The following is a 16,609-nucleotide window of genomic DNA, read 5'->3' as shown; positions in this document are numbered from 1 at the left end:
TGGTTCTCCGGAAGATGGGTTGGATATCACGGGCGCAAGGTGCCGCGGCGGCTGATGCGGCAGCAGGCGCGAACCCGTGAAACACAGGTGGTCATCCTAGCCACCCACCCTCCGACGCGGTACCGGGTCAGACCCTTAAGTAGTTTTGCGTGATCTAAAGCCCCCACGCTCCCCACTTCGAGCCTACGGCGCGCTGCCCCTTTCCCTACGTATAGGGGCGCTGCGCCTGCGGCCCGGCAAAGCCGGTTCCGCGGCCCCTGCTTGATGAGGAGTGCCCCCTCCGGTAGGAAACCGGCGCCCGTATTGGCTTTTTTATTGCTCGCGGTTGCGGCCTGGGCCGCCTTCGCCGCGCTGGCCGCGCGGATTGGTTGCGTCGGCCTGGCGGGACGGTTTGTCTGGGGTGGCGTCGCGTTGTGACTGCTGTTGCTGCAATTGGTGTTGCCGCCGCTGTTGTTGTTCCTGGGCCTGGGCCTGGCGCTGCTGCTCCTGCTGCGCACGTTGTTGCTGTTGTTGCAAATGCTGCTGTTGTTGCAAATGTTGTTGTTGCTGCAGTTGCTGTTGCTGTTGCTGTTGCTGCTGCTGCTGCTGCTGCTGCTGTCTTTGCGCGGCCTGTTGCTGGCGGGTGTTTTCCTGGTCGCGCTGGGCCTGTTCGCGCAGGGCGCGCTGGCCTATGGATTCTTCACCGGAACGGCGCTGCTGTTCCAGCTGGGGACCCTGAAGCTTTTCCCGCTGTTCCTGTTCCTGTTGCTGGCTGCGACGAGCCTGTTCGGCGGCATGGCGGTCGGCGTTGGCGCGTGCATCGGCATTGGCATTCGCGGCCTGGGCGCGTTCCTGCGCTTCCTGACGGGCCCGCGCATCGCGCTGGGCTTGCTCGCGGAGGGCGCGCTGGCCTATGGCCTCTTCGCCCTGGCGGCGTTGCTGTTCCAGCTGGGGGCCTTGCAGGCGTTCTTTTTGCTCCTGCTGCTGGCGCTGCTGCTCGCGTTGCGCGCGCTGGCTGGCCTCGAGGGCGCTGCGGTCCGGTGCGGGCGAGGGCCGTGCGGCTGGCGCTGCGCCGACAGGCGCGGCGGGGGAAGCGGGAGCGGCGGCTTGTGGCCGGGCGTCGTGGTCCCTGCCGGCGGCGGGACCGGCGCGGTGCTCGTCCCGGTTGTTGTCATCGCGCCGGCCGTCCCGGCGATCATCCCTGCGGTCGCTGCGGCTGCTGACCACCGGCCGCGTGGCCACGGCGGGCGGCGGCAATGCGGCGGCGGCCACGGGGCGCTGCTGTGCGTGCAGCTCCGACCGATTCGGGCGCTGCGGCAGGGCGCCGCGGTCGGCCACGAGTTGTGCGCGGCCCAGGTCGGCGCTGCTCAGCCGGTGGGGATTGCCGTGCACAGGCCGGCCACGCTCGAAGTCCTCGCGGCTGACAGCCGTCACCGCTGCAGGCTGGCGCTGGTAGCGGTAAATATTGGTCACGTTGACGGTGTTGTTGACCACGATGTTGTGGTTCACCTGCGTGACGTAGCGCGGGCTCACGCGGTAGGCGGGGCGAAAGGCTTCGCCGGGTGCCAGCGGGAACCAGCCCACACCGGGCCGCGGTGCGCCGCCGATGGAAATGTTCCAGTTCACACCGCCGCTGCTGCCGCCCACAAAAGCGACGAGGGCGGGCGCATAGACAGGGCGCGGTGCCAGCCGGCCCGGCACCCAGGCCCAGCGCGGGCCGATTTGTGCCCAGCGGCCATAGTGAAACGGTGCAAACCCCCAGGGCGCGTCGTCCACCCAGGTCCAGCCCCAGGGCGAGACCCAGGCCCAGTGGCCGACGCGGTAGGGCGCCCAGTTGGCGGGCACGGCGCGCGGTATCCAGACGGCACCGTAGGCCGGGTCCTGACTCCAGTTACCGTAGCTGTCGAGCTGCTGGTAGCCCACGGTTTCGCGCGGTATGTAACGCGCCGAAACCGACTGGTCTTCACGCCGGTCGCGGTTAGCGGCCCACAGGTCAAAACTGTCCTGCTGTGCGGCGCCCGGTCCTGCCGGGGTGAGCTGCGTGCCGCTGAAGTTGGCCTGCTGGCGGCTTTGCAGCGTGACAGGGGCGACGCCGTCGCCATAAATCACGCCGCTGCCCGACTGGGCCACCACGCGCGTCGTGTTGCTGGCAGGGTCGACGTCCAGCCGGTAGTCACCGGGCTGCGCCACCACAAACGCGAGGTTGGGCGTATCCACTTCCAGGCGCTGGCCTTCGTAGAGGGCCCGCACGCGCAGCTTGAGCGTGCCTTGGGCGAGGCGCAGCTGGGTGGTGTTGTCGTCCAGTGCCTGGAAATCCAGGCTGGTCTGGCTGTTCATGCGCAGCGCGGTCGAGCCCACGTACAGTTCCGAGCGGGCGCCGGGGCCCGTCCACAGCCTGTCGCCGGCTGTCAGCGGCCGGTTCAGCATGGCGGGTGTCCAGGCCGGGGCTTCTGCCGGGTTGTTGCTGTCGCCCGGTGCGAAGCTTACGGCGCCTTCGGCCAGGTTAAGTCTGGCGACCCGGCCGGGTGGGTCCAGCTGGGCGCCCTGAGGCGCAGGTTCCTGCGCCCAGGCAACGGGCTGCAGCAATGCCAGCAGGACTGCAAAGGCCAGCAGCACGAAGTACCCGTAAAGGTGCGAAGGCCGGAAGGCCGTGTGGTCGGTATGGGACGAATTTGTGTCGCTGGTGTCGATTGCTGTCATGTTGAACGCTCTCTTCCTGTCTTGCGGGACATGGATGGACTGGAAGGCGGGCTGACACGTAACGGTCATGATCGCATCGTGATCGCCAGCCTGATGAGGAGACCTTACCCAGTACAACGTGCGTGACGATGGATGGAGTGCTAACAGGCAGTAAAGATTGCGAAACAGAAGGCAGGAATGAAACGGGATGTAATGTCCGCAGCGGCTGATCTTTCTGTTGATGACATTTTTATTAGAGAAAAATGCCTGCAAGTCAATGCAGACGAGCGCGAGCAGCTATCAAAAAAGGAGCGACTGGGTTGCGGCGAAAAAATGGCGCGTGCAATATGAGACGATTGCCCCATGCAAGATTTCTGGCCTTCCAGTGGCTTTTCCCGGCTCCAGCGCAACGCACGCGGCTGGCTCGCCCTCTCCGACGACTATCTGCGGCTCTTCCTCGCGCGGCCCGAACTCGCGCCGGTGGCGGAGTCATGCGATGCCGAACGTGCCTTGCACGCCGCACTGGTGGCCGCGCCGTCCCGGCCGGTCTCGCCTGCCGAATTGACGGCCCTGCAAGATGCGGATGCGCGTGACAACTACAAGCTGTTTTTGCGCTTTCGCGATGGCTTGCTCGCCGCCGGCACGCTGGAGGCGTATTACCTGAGCCTGTTCCCGCGGGACGGAACGGGCCGCATCGACATACCGCCGTTGTTCATCGACCTGGTTGCCCAGGCCGTTGTCCACAATGTGCTGCACGGTTCCACCGACGCATATGAAGTGCGCGCCGCTGAAATGCTGTTTCGCCCGCAGCGCATCAGTACACAGGACGGCCAGGTGCTAAGCGGCGACCAGGAGGTGATCGACATGTTCAATGAGACCGGCGGTGTGGGCGACTTCGGCCGCTTCCTTGCGGAGGCCAAGGCGCCGGTGCCTGTTGTGGAGCTGCAGGTGCTCAATGACGACAACGCTTTCACGTATTGGCAGCAGCCGGGCCGCCACCGTTTTTTGCTGGACCTGACGCATGAAGTCAGCAACGACCTGAGCCACGGCCTGGTCTTCACCATGGTGCGTGCCCGCTCAGGTCTCAAGGCGCTGGCAAGTGTGTTGCAGAAGTGGGTGAAGCATTTTCTGGGCGTTGAAGTCACCATCCGGCCCGTGCAGAAAGTGGACGATGAAGCCTGGCGCTGGCATGTAGGGCTGGACGTGGACTCCACAGCCTTGCTCAATGACCTGTATGAGGGAAGGGACGTTGCGCCCGACCGGCTGCAGCGCCTGGTCAGCCTGTTCCGGCTGGAGTTTGTGGATGCGCGGGAAATGCGCAGCGATGTGGCCGGCAAGCCGGTGTACCTGGGATTGATGATGAACGCCGACGGGGTGGTAAAGCTCAAGCCGCAAAACCTGCTGGTGAACCTGCCGCTGCTGCCTGCAGCTTCCTAGGGGTGTGCGCGGATCAAGCCGGATCATTTCAGTCGCTGCCCTCCACTTCCACCACCAGCACGCGGGCCTCGCCCACCGGCGAGGCGACATGCTCGGTGCCCACGCTCGCGAAAAAGATGTCGCCGGTTTCCAGCATCACGGAGCATTGTCCGCAGTTGTCGCGGTAACGCATTTCCACGCGGCCATCGAGCACCGCAAACACTTCTTCGCCTTCGTTGATATGCCACTTGTAGGGTTTGTCGGTCCAGTGCAGCCGGGTGGTGATGCCCTGCATATTGGCTACCGTCAGCGCGCCCCAGGCGCGTGCTGCGGTGAAATCCTTGCTTCGGATGATCTTCATGTCGGTCTCCATCAGGTGCAGTGAAAGCCCCGCCATGCTACGTCGCGGGGCCGGCGGAACCATGAATTCTTCGGGGGCCATTGATTCCGTATCCGCATCACTGAAATGCGCCGTTCAGGACTCCGCGGCGCTAAGATGGTTTGCATGAAAAGCGTATTGCTGCCCTGCGGCGAAGCCGTTTCCGCCCTGGGCATGGGCACCTGGAACATGGGCGATGCGCCGGCGCGGCGCGCCGACGAACTCGCGACCCTGCAGCTCGGCCTGGACCTGGGCTGTACGCTGGTCGATACCGCGGAAATGTATGGCGAGGGGCTGGCCGAAGAGCTTGTTGGCGAGGCGCTGCAGGGAAGGCGTGATGAGGCCTTCATCGTCACCAAGGTGTATCCGCACAATGCCTCGAAGGCGGGAACGGTGGCCGCGTGCGAGCGCAGCCTGCGGCGGCTGCGCACCGACCGCATTGACCTTTACTTGCTGCACTGGCGGGGTTCTGTGCCGCTGGCCGAAACCATGCAGGCTTTGATGGCGCTGCAAAAGGCCGGCAAGATCCGTCATTACGGCGTGAGCAATCTTGACCTCTCCGACATGCAGGAGCTGTGGCAAGTGCCCGGCGGTCAGGGCGTGCAAATCAACCAGCTGCTGTACAACCTCACGCGCCGCGGCATTGAGTGGGACTTGCTGCCATGGCTGCATGAACGCAAGGTACCGGTCATGGCCTATTCACCGATCGAGCAGGCGCGGCTGCTGCGCCATGCGGGCCTGACCCGCTTCGCCGCGCGTCACGGCATGCAGCCCGCCCAGGCGGCGCTGGCCTGGGTGCTGGCGCAGGGCGGCGTCATCGCGATTCCCAAAACCAGCCATCCGGAACGGCTGCGCGAGAACGCCGCGGCAGCGCAGATCCGGCTCAGCGATGAACAACTGGCTGAACTGGATGTGTTGTTCAAGCCGCCTTCCCGCGCCACCTCGCTGGAGATGATCTAGACCTTTCCAGGGGTCAACGCATCAGCCACATCCCTACTGCCAGCAAGGCCGCCTGGACGGCCATGGCGATGTAGAGCGGCTTGCGGGAAGGCGTGGCGGCATCCTGAAGCGTCTGGCTAATACGCTGCGCGAGCAGAGTGCGCAACACGGGGTCAGGCGAACCTGGTGCTGGCGCAGGTGCGGCCTCGGCGGCGCGGGCCTGCTGCCATTGCGCCAATACATCAGCCAGCGGCAGGCGGTTCACCACGAAATTGATCATGCCGCGCACGGCGCGTCCCTGGCCCAGCACGGGCGCCAATTGCTGACCGATGGCATCGGCCGACAGCATCTCTGACACCCGTTCGAGTGCACCCTTGGTTCGCGGCATGGCCTCGATACGTCCGGCAATCGCGTCCGTCAAGCGCTGCGACATGGCCTCTCCATGACCCGTCACGACTTGTTGTATGGCCCGGCTGCGGCCACGCGCCACGCCCAGCATCAGGTAAATCGGAACAAAGGCCAGCAGCAGCATGCTGACCAGCAATGGCGGTGAAAACAGCAAGGCGAGGATGGCGCCGGCGCCGCCTGCATGCGCAGCGGCGGGCATGCCAAGGCCGGACAGCCGGCTCAGGTAGAAGAAGAACACGCCACCGCCCAGCAGGAAAGCCAGCAAACCACCCATGGCGACGGAACTGGCAAACGCCATGCCGGCTTTGGCGCCGGTGCGCACCATGGATGGCGCGGCAGAAGAGTTTGATGACATGCAAGGCCCCCCTTATTTTTTAAAGGGCTGATCATAAGCGGCGCTTGCGGGGGCGCTGGTGGTGCATGGCAGACGCTGCAGCCCGTCCGCGCCATCGCCGATCGAGACGCCGGACCCCGCGGATCACGGTCCGGCCTCGCTACGCCGCCATGTTGTATAGACAGGCCGGCGAATAAAATTGAAGGTCAAACCGGTTGCAAGCGGGTGCTTCTTTTTCATTCGCCTTATGCTTGCAAGCCCCATAAGGAGACCTTCCCCATGCTTCGCAAGTTTTTGTCGTTCATCGCCCTCGCGCTCATGCTCTGTGCCGCGCAGGCCCAAACCTACCCGGCCAAGCCGATCCGGCTGATCGTTCCGTTCCCCCCCGGCGGCGGCACCGACATCCTGTCGCGCCTGGTGGCCAACAAGCTGACCGAGGTCAGCAAGTGGAATGTGATCCCCGACAACCGCGGCGGCGCCGGCGGCACCATCGGCATCGCCGAAGCCGTGCGTGCCGCGCCCACGGGCTATGACATGGTCATGGGCCAGAAGGACAACCTGGTCGTTGCACCCTGGCTGTACAAAAACCTGAGCTACGACCCGACCAGGGATTTGGTGGCCGTGGCCCACGTGGCTTACACGCCGGTGGTGATCGTCACGGGCGTGCAGTCGCGCTTCAAGACGCTGGCCGACGTGGTGGCGGCAGCCAAAGCAGCGCCCGACTCCATCACCTACGGCTCGCCCGGCAATGGCACGACCATCCACCTGGCCGGCGAGATCTTCAACAGCGCCGCCAACATCAAGCTGCGCCACGTGCCCTACAAGGGTTCCAACCCGGCCATGATGGACGTGCTGGCCGGCAACGTGGACCTCATGGTGTCCTCGCTGCCCTCGGCCATTGCCCAGATCAAGTCGGGCAAGCTGCGCCCGCTGGCCGTCACCTCGGCCCGCCGCAGCACCTCGCTGCCCGAAGTGCCTACCGTGGCTGAACTGGGCTACAAGGACTTTGACGTCAGCACCTGGTACGGCCTTTTCATGCCGGCCGGCACCCCCAAAGACATCGTCGCCACCGTCAACGCCGAGGTCAACAAGCTGCTGGCCACGCCCGAGATGAAGGCCGCCATCCACGCCCAGGGCGCCGAAGTGCAGAACATGACGCCCGAGCAGTTCTCCAGCCTGCTCAAGACCGACTATGTGAAATGGAAGGGCATCGTGCAGGCTTCCGGCGCGACCATCGAATAAACGGTTCACGCTTTTCCGCGCAAGGCGGCGCCCCGATGGGCGTCGCCTTTTTTTATGGGCTACAGCGCTCCGTGTAAACCCTAAGAGGCAAAAGTCCGGGTACGTGACATGATCTAGTCATCTATAGGACTAGATCAATCATGGCCATTCCAGCAAACCCTTCGCTGACCGTGGTGCCCGCCGAACCGGGCCAAAGCCGTTATGCCGCCCTGGCCGCCGCCATGCGCGCGCGCGTGGTGGCGGGCGAGTGGCCGCCGGGCAGCGCCTTGCCGGCCGAGCAGACCCTGGCCGCCGAGCACGGCGTGGCCTTGGGCACGCTGCGCCGCGCGCTGGAACTGCTGGCCGACCAGGGGCTGATAGAGCGCATCCATGGCCGCGGCACCTTTGTGCGTGCCGGCATGACGGGCGGCACCATGATGCGGTTTTTCCGCTTTGGCGAAGGCACGGGCGAAGTGCCGGCCTCGCACATCGTTTCGCGCCGGCTGCTGGTCGCACCCGCCGAGGTGGCACGGCGCCTGGGCCTGGCACGCGGCGATATGGCGCTGCGGCTGCAACGCGTGCGGTCGCTCTCGGGCCAGCCCTGTGTTTATGAGGAAATCTGGCTGCCCCCGGCCCTGTTTGCCGAGCTCGTCGAGAGCGATACCGGCAGCTGGGGCGACCTGCTCTACCCGATGTTTGCCGAACGCTGCGGCGTGCACGTGGCCCGCGCGGTCGATGAAATCGGCTTCGGCGCGCTGACGGCGGCGCAGGCCGGCCACCTGGCCCTGTCGGCCGGCCATCCCTGTGCGCTGGTCACGCGCTGCGCCTACGACCTGGCCGGCCATTGCGTCGAAGTGCGCTACACGCGGGGCGACGCCCACGCTTTTCACTACACCGTCACCATCACCTGAACGTCCCTTGAACACCCCCCGAAATCGGAGAAAACCATGTCACACCCAAGCAACCACCCTGCAAGCAAAGCGCAACCCCTGAACCGCTCGCGCCGCCTCGTGCTGCAGGCCGCGGGCGCGGCCGTCGCCGCACCTTGGGCCTTTGCCGCCCATGCCGCGGGCCAGATCGCCGGCGGCAAGCCGATCACGCTGGTCGTGTCCTATGCCGCGGGCGGCGGCGCCGACCTGATGGCGCGGCTGATCGCGCCGCGCATGGCCGAGTTCCTGGGCCAGACCGTGCTGGTCGACAACAAACCCGGCGCCGGCGGCCAGATCGCCGCGACACAGGTGGCGCGCGCCGCGCCCGACGGCACGCAGTTGCTGGTCGATGCCTCGTCCTTCGCCGTCAATCCCGCGCTTTATCCCAAGCTGCCCTACGACACCGACACGGCGTTCGCGCCACTGGCCGTGCTGGCGCAGTTCCCCAACGTGCTGGTGTGCACGCCCGGTTTTGAGGCCAAAAGCGTCAAGGACCTGATACGCCTGGCCAAGGCCAAACCCGGGCAGATCGCCTATGCCTCCTCCGGCAACGGTTCGGCCCAGCACCTTGCCGGTGCGCTGTTTGAAGACCTGGCCGGCGTGAAGCTGGTGCACGTGCCTTACCGCGGCGGCGGCCCGGCCATGAACGACGTGATGGCTGGCCAGGTGCCGCTGTTCTTCGCCAACGTGGCCTCCTCGTTGGGGCAGATCCAGTCGGGCCGGCTGCGCCCGCTGGCGGTGACCAGCCGGCGCCGCACGCGCTCGCTGCCCGACATGCCGACCATGGAAGAAGCCGGCGTGCCGGCTTATGAGGTGCTCGAGTGGAACCCGGTGCTGGCCCCAGCTGGTATAGACGCCAAGTCCAAAGCTGCGCTGATCGCCGCTATCCGCAAGACCATGGCCGACCCCGAAGTGCTGGGCCGTATCCGCAGCCTGAGCGGTGAAGCCTTCCCCGAGGGCCCTGAAGCGCTGACGCAGGCTTTCCTCAAGGCCCAGCAGCTCAAATGGGGCCGCATCATCAAAGACCGCAAGATCACCACGGGTTAAGCGGTGCAGAGTTCCACGCCTGACCCGGTGGCGCCCGGCTGGGACAGCCACGTCCACGTCTTTGACGCGGCTGCGGCTGTCGCGCCGGGCCATTACCAGCCCGCGCACCGGCCGCTGGCGGACATCGAGCAACTGGCCCAAAGCCATGGCTTCGGCCACCTGGTGCTGGTGCAGCCCAGCGTCTACGGCACCGACAACACGGTGTTGCTGGACGCCTTGCGTGCCGGTGGCGGGCGGCATCGCGGTGTGGTGGTGCTGCCGCCTTCCATCGACGATGCGGCGCTGCAGGCCATGCATGCGCTCGGCGTGCGCGGTGTGCGCTTTAACCTGGTGTCTCCCGTCGGGGACAGCCTCAAGGCCGGGGAGGGTGACGGCGCCCGGGACAGCTTCCAGGCCCTGGCGCCGCGCCTGCGCGCGCTGGGCTGGCATGTGCAGTGGTATGCGGCACCGCAAGACCTGCCCGTGATCGCGGCCCTGCATGCGGCCAGCCCGGTGCCGGCGGTGCTGGATCACCTCGCCGGCATGCACGCCGGCATTCCTCCGGATCACCCGGCCTGGCGGGCACTGGAGCAACTCGCCGCCCAGGGCGCCTGGGTCAAGCTTTCGGGCTGGTACCGCCTGGGCGTGCAAGCGCCGTATGAGGCGCTGGACGAGGTCATCCGCAAGGTTGCGGGGCTGTTCGGCCGGCGCCTGGTCTGGGGCTCCGACTGGCCGCATACCGCCTTTGCGCCCGACGCGCTGCCCGCCTACGCCAGCACCTGGGAGCCCGTGGCGCGCACGCTGGCGGCGGCCCAAACACAGTGCGTCCGGGAGCAGGCGCCGGTCGCCTTGTACGCCTGATAAGCCCGGCGGAGGCCTGCAGCCCCGGAGTGGCTTAAAATCACGGGCTACGCCATTTTTAACCCGGAGTCTTCCATGCCCAAGAAAATCAGAGTCGAAGCCGACATCTGCGCCCCCAAGCCAGTCCCTCCCAAGGGCTACACGATCACGACCGGCCGCGGCCAGAAGATCAGCCTGGAGCGCGGTTCGCACACCCGCAGCAAAAAGAACCCAGGCAAGCGCCCGCATCAGGGTTGAGCCGGTCTGCTGATGCGGCCCCTTGAGGCTGCATCCATAAAAAAAAGCGCCCTGGGGCGCTTTTTTTTATGCCGTTGGGATCACGCGCCTGAATGAACAGCATGGGCACGGCGGCTCAGGCTTGGCCTGTTTTAGCTCTCGAGCGCAGCCGCCATGCGGTGCGGCATGAGGCGTTCGCGTGGCGCTTCGCCGCCCCACAGGCTTAGCATCAGGTCCACGATGACCGGTCCGAAATCCTGATGCGGAATTTCGACCGAGGTGAGCCACGGGGCGAGCCAGGCATTGATCGGATTACCGTCGATGCCGACCAGCTCGCAGTCGCCGGGCACCCGGATCCCGCTCTCGCGGGCCACGCGGTGCAGCCCGTAGGCGACCTGGTCGCTGATGCACATCGCGCCGCGCGGCCAGGCACCGGGCGCCGCGAACTGGGCCCCGGCGGCGTAGCCGATTTCCAGGTGCGAGATGCCCGGGGCCTCCACCCGGCGGATCCGGTCGGCTGACAGGCCTCTGTCGGCGGCCCGCTCGCAGAAGCCCTGCACGCGTTCCCGGGTCGTGGACGATCCGCGCGACGGAAATACCACGGCCGGCGCGTCGACGCCGCGGTCGAGCAGGTAGTCTGCGGCGGCGGCGCCGGCCGCCAGGTTGTCGGGCCCCACGAAGGCGCAGGTGCCGAACGGGCTGCGCCGGCTCACGAAGACCATAGGCGCACCGCGCTCCACGAAGTCGCGCAGGCCGGCACTGGGCTGAGCCGCGACCATCACGTAGCCTTGCACGACCTGCGAACGCATGGCGTTGAGATAGTCGTCCTGCAGCTCCGGCCGGTCGTGCGTGTCACACAGGATCATCGTGTAGCCGGCCTCGCGCAGCGCGGCCTCGGTGGAGGCGGCCAGCGTGGCCATCACCGGGTTGTCGAGGTTGGCGGCCAGCATCGCGACCAGGCGGCTCTCACGGTTGCGTAGCGCGCGTCCAAGCTGGTTGGGGTGGTAGCCCACGGTCTTGATCGCCTCGCGCACGCGCGCCAGCGTTTCCGGCGAAGCCCGCCGGGTCTCGCCGTTCACGATGCGCGAGACGGTGGAGATTGAGACGCCGGCCTGCACGGCGACTTCGCTCAGCGAAACCGGGCCGACGCCCTTGCGCCTGCGCGGGGTGTCGTCGGTCATCGGTGCGGGCGGCAGGCCTGCCGGGTCTGGACGCCGCAGCGAATGTTGGGTTGGCGCGAAGGCGGGACACGCGAATGGCGAGGCGGGAGTCCGGCGAGTGGAAAGCGAAGCATCGATGGGTCGTATTTTGGGAAAACAAGGGGCCAAGAGGCGAGGGCAGGTGGCCGACCGGCGGCGCGATCAGTGCGTGCCAAGACAAAACATATAACCGAGAAAGCCGCGACTGACAAGTATGGCAAACGATTGCCAATGGTTGGCAAACGTTTGCCATAATAGCCAAAACCGCCAACGATCGCAACACAACGGCACAGGACGACATGGTTTTCACCTCCAGCAGCACGCACAGCCGCGGCAAGCCCCTGCCGACGCTGCTCGCTCGAGTTGATCGCGGCGATCCCAGCGCCGCGGTCACCCATCCCAGCCATGCGGCCTGGGCGTTCCCTGCGCCGGCGGCCGGCGCGCATTCCTGAAGCCGACGACCGATCGGCCCCATCCTTCCTTTTTCCAGAAAGAGACAACCATGAACTTCCAGCTTCGTTTTCTCGCCAGGCGTGCCACGCGCGCCGGCCTCCTGGGTGCCGCCGTCGCCACGCTGGCCACCAGCGCCTTCGCCGACATTCGCGTCATGTGCTACCAGGACGGCAATGAATGCGATGTCGCGGCCGACCTCATCAAGCGTTATGAAGCCCAGAACGCTGGCGCCAAGGTGATCCTTGACGTGGTGCCCTACAAGACGGTGGTAGAGCAGCTGCCCGTGCAGCTCGCGGCGGGGCAGGGACCCGACATCGCGCGTGTCGCCGAAATCGGCGGCCTGTCGAAGAACTACATCGACATCAGTGCCTATGTGAAGGACCGCAAGTACTGGGAAGACAACTTCGGGAGCACCTTGCCCTGGATGCGCAACAAGGCGGGCGACAAGGGCATCTACGGTTTCCTGTCGCAAATGACCATGACCGGCCCCTTCGTCAACAAGACCTTGTTTGAGCAGGCCAAGGTGCCGATGCCCGGCCCCAAGGCCACCTGGGAAGAGTGGGCCGATGCGGCGCGCAAGGTGGCCAAGGCTACGCAGACCCCGGCCGCCATGGCCTGGGACCGTTCGGGCCACCGTTTCGCCGGCCCCGCCGTCAGCTATGGCGCGAAGATTTTCGACGCCAAGGGAAACCTCACGGTGGATGCCGGTTACAAGACCGCCGTGGGCAAGTTCGTTGCCTGGCACAAGGACGGCACCATGCTCAAAGACGTCTGGGGCGGCTCGGGCGGCTCCAGCTATGCCGACGCGGTGGGCGAGTTCAAGAACGGCCGCGTGGTGATGATCCTGTCAGGTTCATGGCAGATCAACCGCATGCAAAAAGAAATCGGCAACGCCTTCGACTGGGTCGCCGTGCCCAACCCCTGCGGTCCCGCCGCCTGCTCGGGCATGCCCGGCGGCGCGGCCTGGGTGGCGCTGAAGACCACCAAGTCCCCGAAGGAAGTGGGCCGCTTCCTGGATTTCATGGCGCAGGAAGCCAACGTCGCTGAATTCGCCTCACGCACCAACAACATCCCGGCCCATGCCGGCGTGGCCAAAAAAGGCGTGAGCTATCCGACTGCCGGCCCTGCGGCACAGGCCGCGCTGGGTGTGTTCAGCAGCGGCACTGCCACCATCGCGCCGCCGGCCTACGCGCTGCAAGGCTACAAGTACAACCGCGCCCTGATGCTGCCGACCGTGACCCGGGTCACTCAGGCCATCGTGGGAGAAATCAGCGTGGACGAGGCCGTGACCAAGATCGGCACCGACATGGCCGAAGCGGTAAAACAAGCCGAAAAATAGGCACACCCCCGTGGCGCGCACTTCGTGCGCGCCTCCCCCCTTGCAGGGGGCGACACCTGCGGCCTGGCGGAGCCAGTTCCGCGGTGTACCTGGCGTAAGGCAATGTGCTGGTGGCGTCATACATAGATCGGAGTCGGTATGTCGGTTTTCTCAGCTTTCCTGGGCTTTTTGTTCAACCTGTTCGAGCCGGTTTTCCGGCTGGGCCAGAGATGGCTGGGTGCTTCGCGCATAGGCTGGCTCTTTGTCGGGCCCAACCTGGTGGTGATCAGCCTCTTCACCTTTTTGCCCATCGTGGTGAACCTGGTGTATGCGGTGACCGGCGGGGTGAACCTTCTGCCCACGCAACGGCCTTTCACCGGGCTGGAGAACTTCGCCATCCTGCTTGAATGCCGCGACTACACCGACCTGCAGACCTGCCGCACCGACATCTTCTGGCGCTCCATCGCCAACACGGTGAAGTTCAGCCTGATCCAGGTGGCCTTGATGGTGTTCTTCTCGCTGGTCACGGCCCTGGTGCTGAACCGGAAAATCATAGGCCGCGGCTTTTGGCGTGGCGTGTTTTTCTACCCGGTGCTGCTGTCGCCGGTGGTGGTGGCGCTGATCTGGAAATGGCTGCTGCAAAGCCAGGGCGTGTTCAATGCCGGCCTGGTGGCCATGGGCGCCTCACCGATGGACTGGTTGCTGGACCGGCACTGGGCATTTTTCTGGGTGGTGGTGGTATCCATCTGGGCCCACATGGGCTTTTACACACTCATTCTGCTGGCCGGCCTGCAGGCCATCCCGAAAGACGTTTACGAAGCCGCCGAGATGGACGCCGCGCCGCCGTGGCGTGTGCTCAGGCGCATCACGCTGCCGCTGCTCATGCCCAACCTGATCGTGGTGCTGGTGCTGGTGATGATCCGCGCGGTGCAGAGCTTTGACGAGGTGTTTGTGCTCACCGGCGGCGGCCCGGGCTCGGCCACCACCTTCATCGTGCAGTACATCTACCAGACCGGTTTTGCTGAACAGATCCACCTGTATGGCCTGGCTGCCGCGGCCTCGCTGATCCTGGCCGCCGGCCTGATGGCCCTGACGCTCGCGCAGCTGCGGCTGTCCAAAGCCGGCGAGGCCGGAAAAATCAGGAAGTAAGGAAAAAGCGATGGCCAATTTCTTTACCCGTACCCAGGGTCACAAGCACGGCGGCACCCGCCTGCATTGGACCGACTGGGTCTCCTACGCCTACCTGCTGGCAGGCCTCATCGTGATGTTCGGCCCTGTGCTGTGGCTCGTGATGTCGTCGTTCAAGACCGAAAGCGCGCTGAGCCAGTTCCCGCCGACCTTTCTGCCCTACAGCCAGAAAGAAGCCGTGGTGGCCGGTTACGACAAGCCCCTGCCGCTGTTCCGCGCCAAGGATGAGCAGGGCAACATCCGCGAACTGGCCCAGGTGCGCCGCATCGGCCTGGTCGCCACCATGGTCGACCCCGCGGCGCCGCAGACCGAACTGCGCGTGAACATCAACGACCGCAAACCGGTGAATGAACTCAAGTTTGCCGGCGGCAACTACACCGAGCTGTTCGGCAAGTTCGCCTTCGGCACTTACCTTTGGAACAGCGTGTTCATCACCGTGGTAGCGACCATCCTCACGCTGCTGTTCAATTCGATGGCGGCCTTCGCGCTGTCCAAGTACCAGTTCACCGGGCAAAAGACGGTGTTTGTGCTGATCATCGCCACGCTGATGATTCCGCCCACCATCATTTTGGTGCCGGCTTTTCTGGTGATCTCGGAACTGAACCTCTTGAACAACCTCTGGGGCGTGATCCTGCCCGCGGTGGCCACGCCCACGGGCGTGTTCCTGCTGCGCCAATACATGCTGACCATTCCTGACGAGCTGCTCGAGGCCGCCCGCATGGACAACGCCAGCGAGTGGCGTATCTACTGGAAGATCATCCTGCCCCTGGCTGCGCCGGCCATGGCGGTGCTGGCCATTTTCTCGTTCATGTGGCGCTGGAACGATTTTCTCTGGCCGCTGATCGTGTTGTCCAAGTCGGAGCACTTCACCTTGCAGCTCGCGCTCAACGCCTTCCAGGGCGAACTCAACACGCAGTGGCACTACCTGCTGGCGATGACCGTGATCACCCTGATTCCGATCACCCTGGTCTTTGCCTTTCTGCAGAAATACATCGCCACCGGCATTGCCAGCGCCGGCGTCAAATAAACCGAGGACTCTCCGTGGCCACTCTTGAACTTGCCAGTGTCGTCAAAACCTTTGACAAAATCACCATCATCCATGGCGTAGACCTGACCGTTTCCGACGGTGAATTTGTGGTCTTCGTCGGCCCCTCGGGCTGCGGAAAATCCACGTTGCTGCGAATCATCTCGGGGCTGGAGCCCGCCAGCAGCGGCGACATCTGCATCGACGGCAAGCGTGTCAATGACGTGAGCGCTGCGCACCGCGGCTGCTCCATGGTGTTCCAGTCGTATGCGCTGTACCCGCACATGAGCGTCTACGACAACATGGCCTTCGGCCTGGAGAACCTGGGTGTGGCCAGGCCGGTCATCGAAAGCAAGGTCAATGCCGCCGCCGCCATGCTGCAGCTCACGCCGCTGCTGCAGCGCAAACCCACCCAGCTCTCCGGCGGCCAGCGCCAGCGCGTAGCCATAGGTCGCTCCATCGTGCGCGAACCCAAGCTTTTCCTGTTCGACGAGCCGCTGTCCAACCTCGATGCTGAACTGCGCGTTTCCATGCGCGCCGAGATCCGTGACCTGCACGCCCGCTTGGGCGCGACCATGATTTACGTCACCCACGACCAGGTCGAGGCCATGACCATGGCCGACAAGATCGTGGTGCTGCGCGCCGGCCGCATCGAGCAGGTTGGCTCGCCGCTGGAGCTGTATAACCAGCCCTGCAACCAGTTCGTGGCCGGCTTCATCGGCAGCCCGCGCATGAATTTCGTGCCGGTGGCGCAGATGCCTGGCGCCAGGCCCGGAGCCCACACCGTGGGCATCCGGCCCGAACATGCGCAACTGTCCAACGACGGCCCGCTGCAGATGAAGGTGTCGCAGGTCGAGCAACTGGGAAGTACCAGCATTCTGCATGGCCACGTGGTGCCTGACGCGCCTTTTGAAATCATCCTGAGCGGGCAGACCAACATCCAGCGCGGCGACACCGTCAAGGTGACCGCACCCGCAGAGCACCTGCATTTCTTCGACCAGAACGGCTTGCGTCTTTGAACCTGCGCCACCCGAAACATT

At 65.2% G+C, this 16,609-nt stretch carries 16 protein-coding genes; 12 read left to right on the top strand and 4 right to left on the bottom strand.

The annotated features are described in order from the left end of the window. Positions 1 to 312: 312 nt before the first annotated feature. Positions 313 to 2,679 (bottom strand): DUF6600 domain-containing protein, encoded by a 2,367-nt coding sequence (locus tag AC1DZE_RS04250; RefSeq protein WP_477699818.1) that lies wholly within the window; start codon positions 2,677 to 2,679, stop codon positions 313 to 315. Between the two features lie 177 nt (positions 2,680 to 2,856). Here AC1DZE_RS04250 and AC1DZE_RS04245 point away from each other — a divergent pair, with 177 nt between their 5' ends. Both AC1DZE_RS04245 and AC1DZE_RS04240 read left to right on the top strand, forming a co-directional pair. Next, on the top strand, positions 2,857 to 3,009 hold the full coding sequence (locus tag AC1DZE_RS04245) for a hypothetical protein (RefSeq protein WP_477668591.1): 153 nt from the start codon (positions 2,857 to 2,859) through the stop codon (positions 3,007 to 3,009). A 12-nt stretch (positions 3,010 to 3,021) separates the two neighbouring features. Then, positions 3,022 to 4,095: a DUF6352 family protein gene (locus tag AC1DZE_RS04240; RefSeq protein ID WP_477673192.1), complete on the top strand. Its 1,074-nt coding sequence runs from the start codon at positions 3,022 to 3,024 to the stop codon at positions 4,093 to 4,095. A gap of 28 nt (positions 4,096 to 4,123) precedes the next feature. Here the strand turns inward: AC1DZE_RS04240 and AC1DZE_RS04235 are convergent, their stop codons facing one another. Next, positions 4,124 to 4,435 (bottom strand): cupin domain-containing protein, encoded by a 312-nt coding sequence (locus AC1DZE_RS04235; protein WP_477668589.1) that lies wholly within the window; start codon positions 4,433 to 4,435, stop codon positions 4,124 to 4,126. Between the two features lie 144 nt (positions 4,436 to 4,579). On the opposite strand from AC1DZE_RS04235, the gene AC1DZE_RS04230 reads away from it, so the two are divergent. Then, positions 4,580 to 5,413, top strand: coding sequence for an aldo/keto reductase (locus AC1DZE_RS04230; protein ID WP_477673193.1), 834 nt, complete (start codon positions 4,580 to 4,582; stop codon positions 5,411 to 5,413). Between the two features lie 13 nt (positions 5,414 to 5,426). Here the strand turns inward: AC1DZE_RS04230 and AC1DZE_RS04225 are convergent, their stop codons facing one another. Then, positions 5,427 to 6,155 (bottom strand): hypothetical protein, encoded by a 729-nt coding sequence (locus AC1DZE_RS04225; protein WP_477673194.1) that lies wholly within the window; start codon positions 6,153 to 6,155, stop codon positions 5,427 to 5,429. Between the two features lie 258 nt (positions 6,156 to 6,413). Here AC1DZE_RS04225 and AC1DZE_RS04220 point away from each other — a divergent pair, with 258 nt between their 5' ends. From AC1DZE_RS04220 to AC1DZE_RS04200, 5 genes are all read left to right on the top strand, one after another. Next, complete coding sequence (locus AC1DZE_RS04220; RefSeq protein ID WP_477699817.1) at positions 6,414 to 7,376, top strand: Bug family tripartite tricarboxylate transporter substrate binding protein; 963 nt, start codon at positions 6,414 to 6,416, stop codon at positions 7,374 to 7,376. 140 nt (positions 7,377 to 7,516) lie between these two features. Continuing rightward, entirely contained in the window at positions 7,517 to 8,266 is a 750-nt protein-coding gene (locus AC1DZE_RS04215) for a GntR family transcriptional regulator (RefSeq protein WP_477673496.1), read from the top strand. A gap of 36 nt (positions 8,267 to 8,302) precedes the next feature. Continuing rightward, entirely contained in the window at positions 8,303 to 9,331 is a 1,029-nt protein-coding gene (locus AC1DZE_RS04210) for a tripartite tricarboxylate transporter substrate binding protein (RefSeq protein ID WP_477668584.1), read from the top strand. 3 nt (positions 9,332 to 9,334) lie between these two features. Next, positions 9,335 to 10,171, top strand: a complete 837-nt coding sequence (locus AC1DZE_RS04205) for an amidohydrolase family protein (protein WP_477668583.1) — start codon at positions 9,335 to 9,337, stop codon at positions 10,169 to 10,171. Between the two features lie 75 nt (positions 10,172 to 10,246). Continuing rightward, positions 10,247 to 10,408, top strand: a complete 162-nt coding sequence (locus tag AC1DZE_RS04200) for a hypothetical protein (protein ID WP_007863796.1) — start codon at positions 10,247 to 10,249, stop codon at positions 10,406 to 10,408. A 131-nt stretch (positions 10,409 to 10,539) separates the two neighbouring features. On the opposite strand, the gene AC1DZE_RS04195 is transcribed toward AC1DZE_RS04200, so the two are convergent. Further along, positions 10,540 to 11,568 carry a LacI family DNA-binding transcriptional regulator gene (locus AC1DZE_RS04195; RefSeq protein WP_477673495.1) on the bottom strand — a complete coding sequence of 343 codons (1,029 nt, stop codon included), beginning with the start codon at positions 11,566 to 11,568 and terminating at the stop codon, positions 10,540 to 10,542. Between the two features lie 520 nt (positions 11,569 to 12,088). Here AC1DZE_RS04195 and AC1DZE_RS04190 point away from each other — a divergent pair. From AC1DZE_RS04190 to AC1DZE_RS04175, 4 genes are all read left to right on the top strand, one after another. Continuing rightward, positions 12,089 to 13,378 carry an ABC transporter substrate-binding protein gene (locus AC1DZE_RS04190; RefSeq protein ID WP_477699816.1) on the top strand — a complete coding sequence of 430 codons (1,290 nt, stop codon included), beginning with the start codon at positions 12,089 to 12,091 and terminating at the stop codon, positions 13,376 to 13,378. Positions 13,379 to 13,516: 138 nt separating this feature from the next. After that, positions 13,517 to 14,506: a carbohydrate ABC transporter permease gene (locus AC1DZE_RS04185; RefSeq protein WP_477668577.1), complete on the top strand. Its 990-nt coding sequence runs from the start codon at positions 13,517 to 13,519 to the stop codon at positions 14,504 to 14,506. A 10-nt stretch (positions 14,507 to 14,516) separates the two neighbouring features. Beyond that, on the top strand, positions 14,517 to 15,572 hold the full coding sequence (locus AC1DZE_RS04180) for a carbohydrate ABC transporter permease (RefSeq protein ID WP_477672160.1): 1,056 nt from the start codon (positions 14,517 to 14,519) through the stop codon (positions 15,570 to 15,572). Positions 15,573 to 15,586: 14 nt separating this feature from the next. Continuing rightward, on the top strand, positions 15,587 to 16,588 hold the full coding sequence (locus AC1DZE_RS04175) for an ABC transporter ATP-binding protein (RefSeq protein WP_477672161.1): 1,002 nt from the start codon (positions 15,587 to 15,589) through the stop codon (positions 16,586 to 16,588). Positions 16,589 to 16,609: the final 21 nt, after the last annotated feature.

The organism is Polaromonas sp. P1_F1, assembly GCF_056405795.1.
This window is presented reverse-complemented; position numbering and strand designations above follow the sequence as displayed.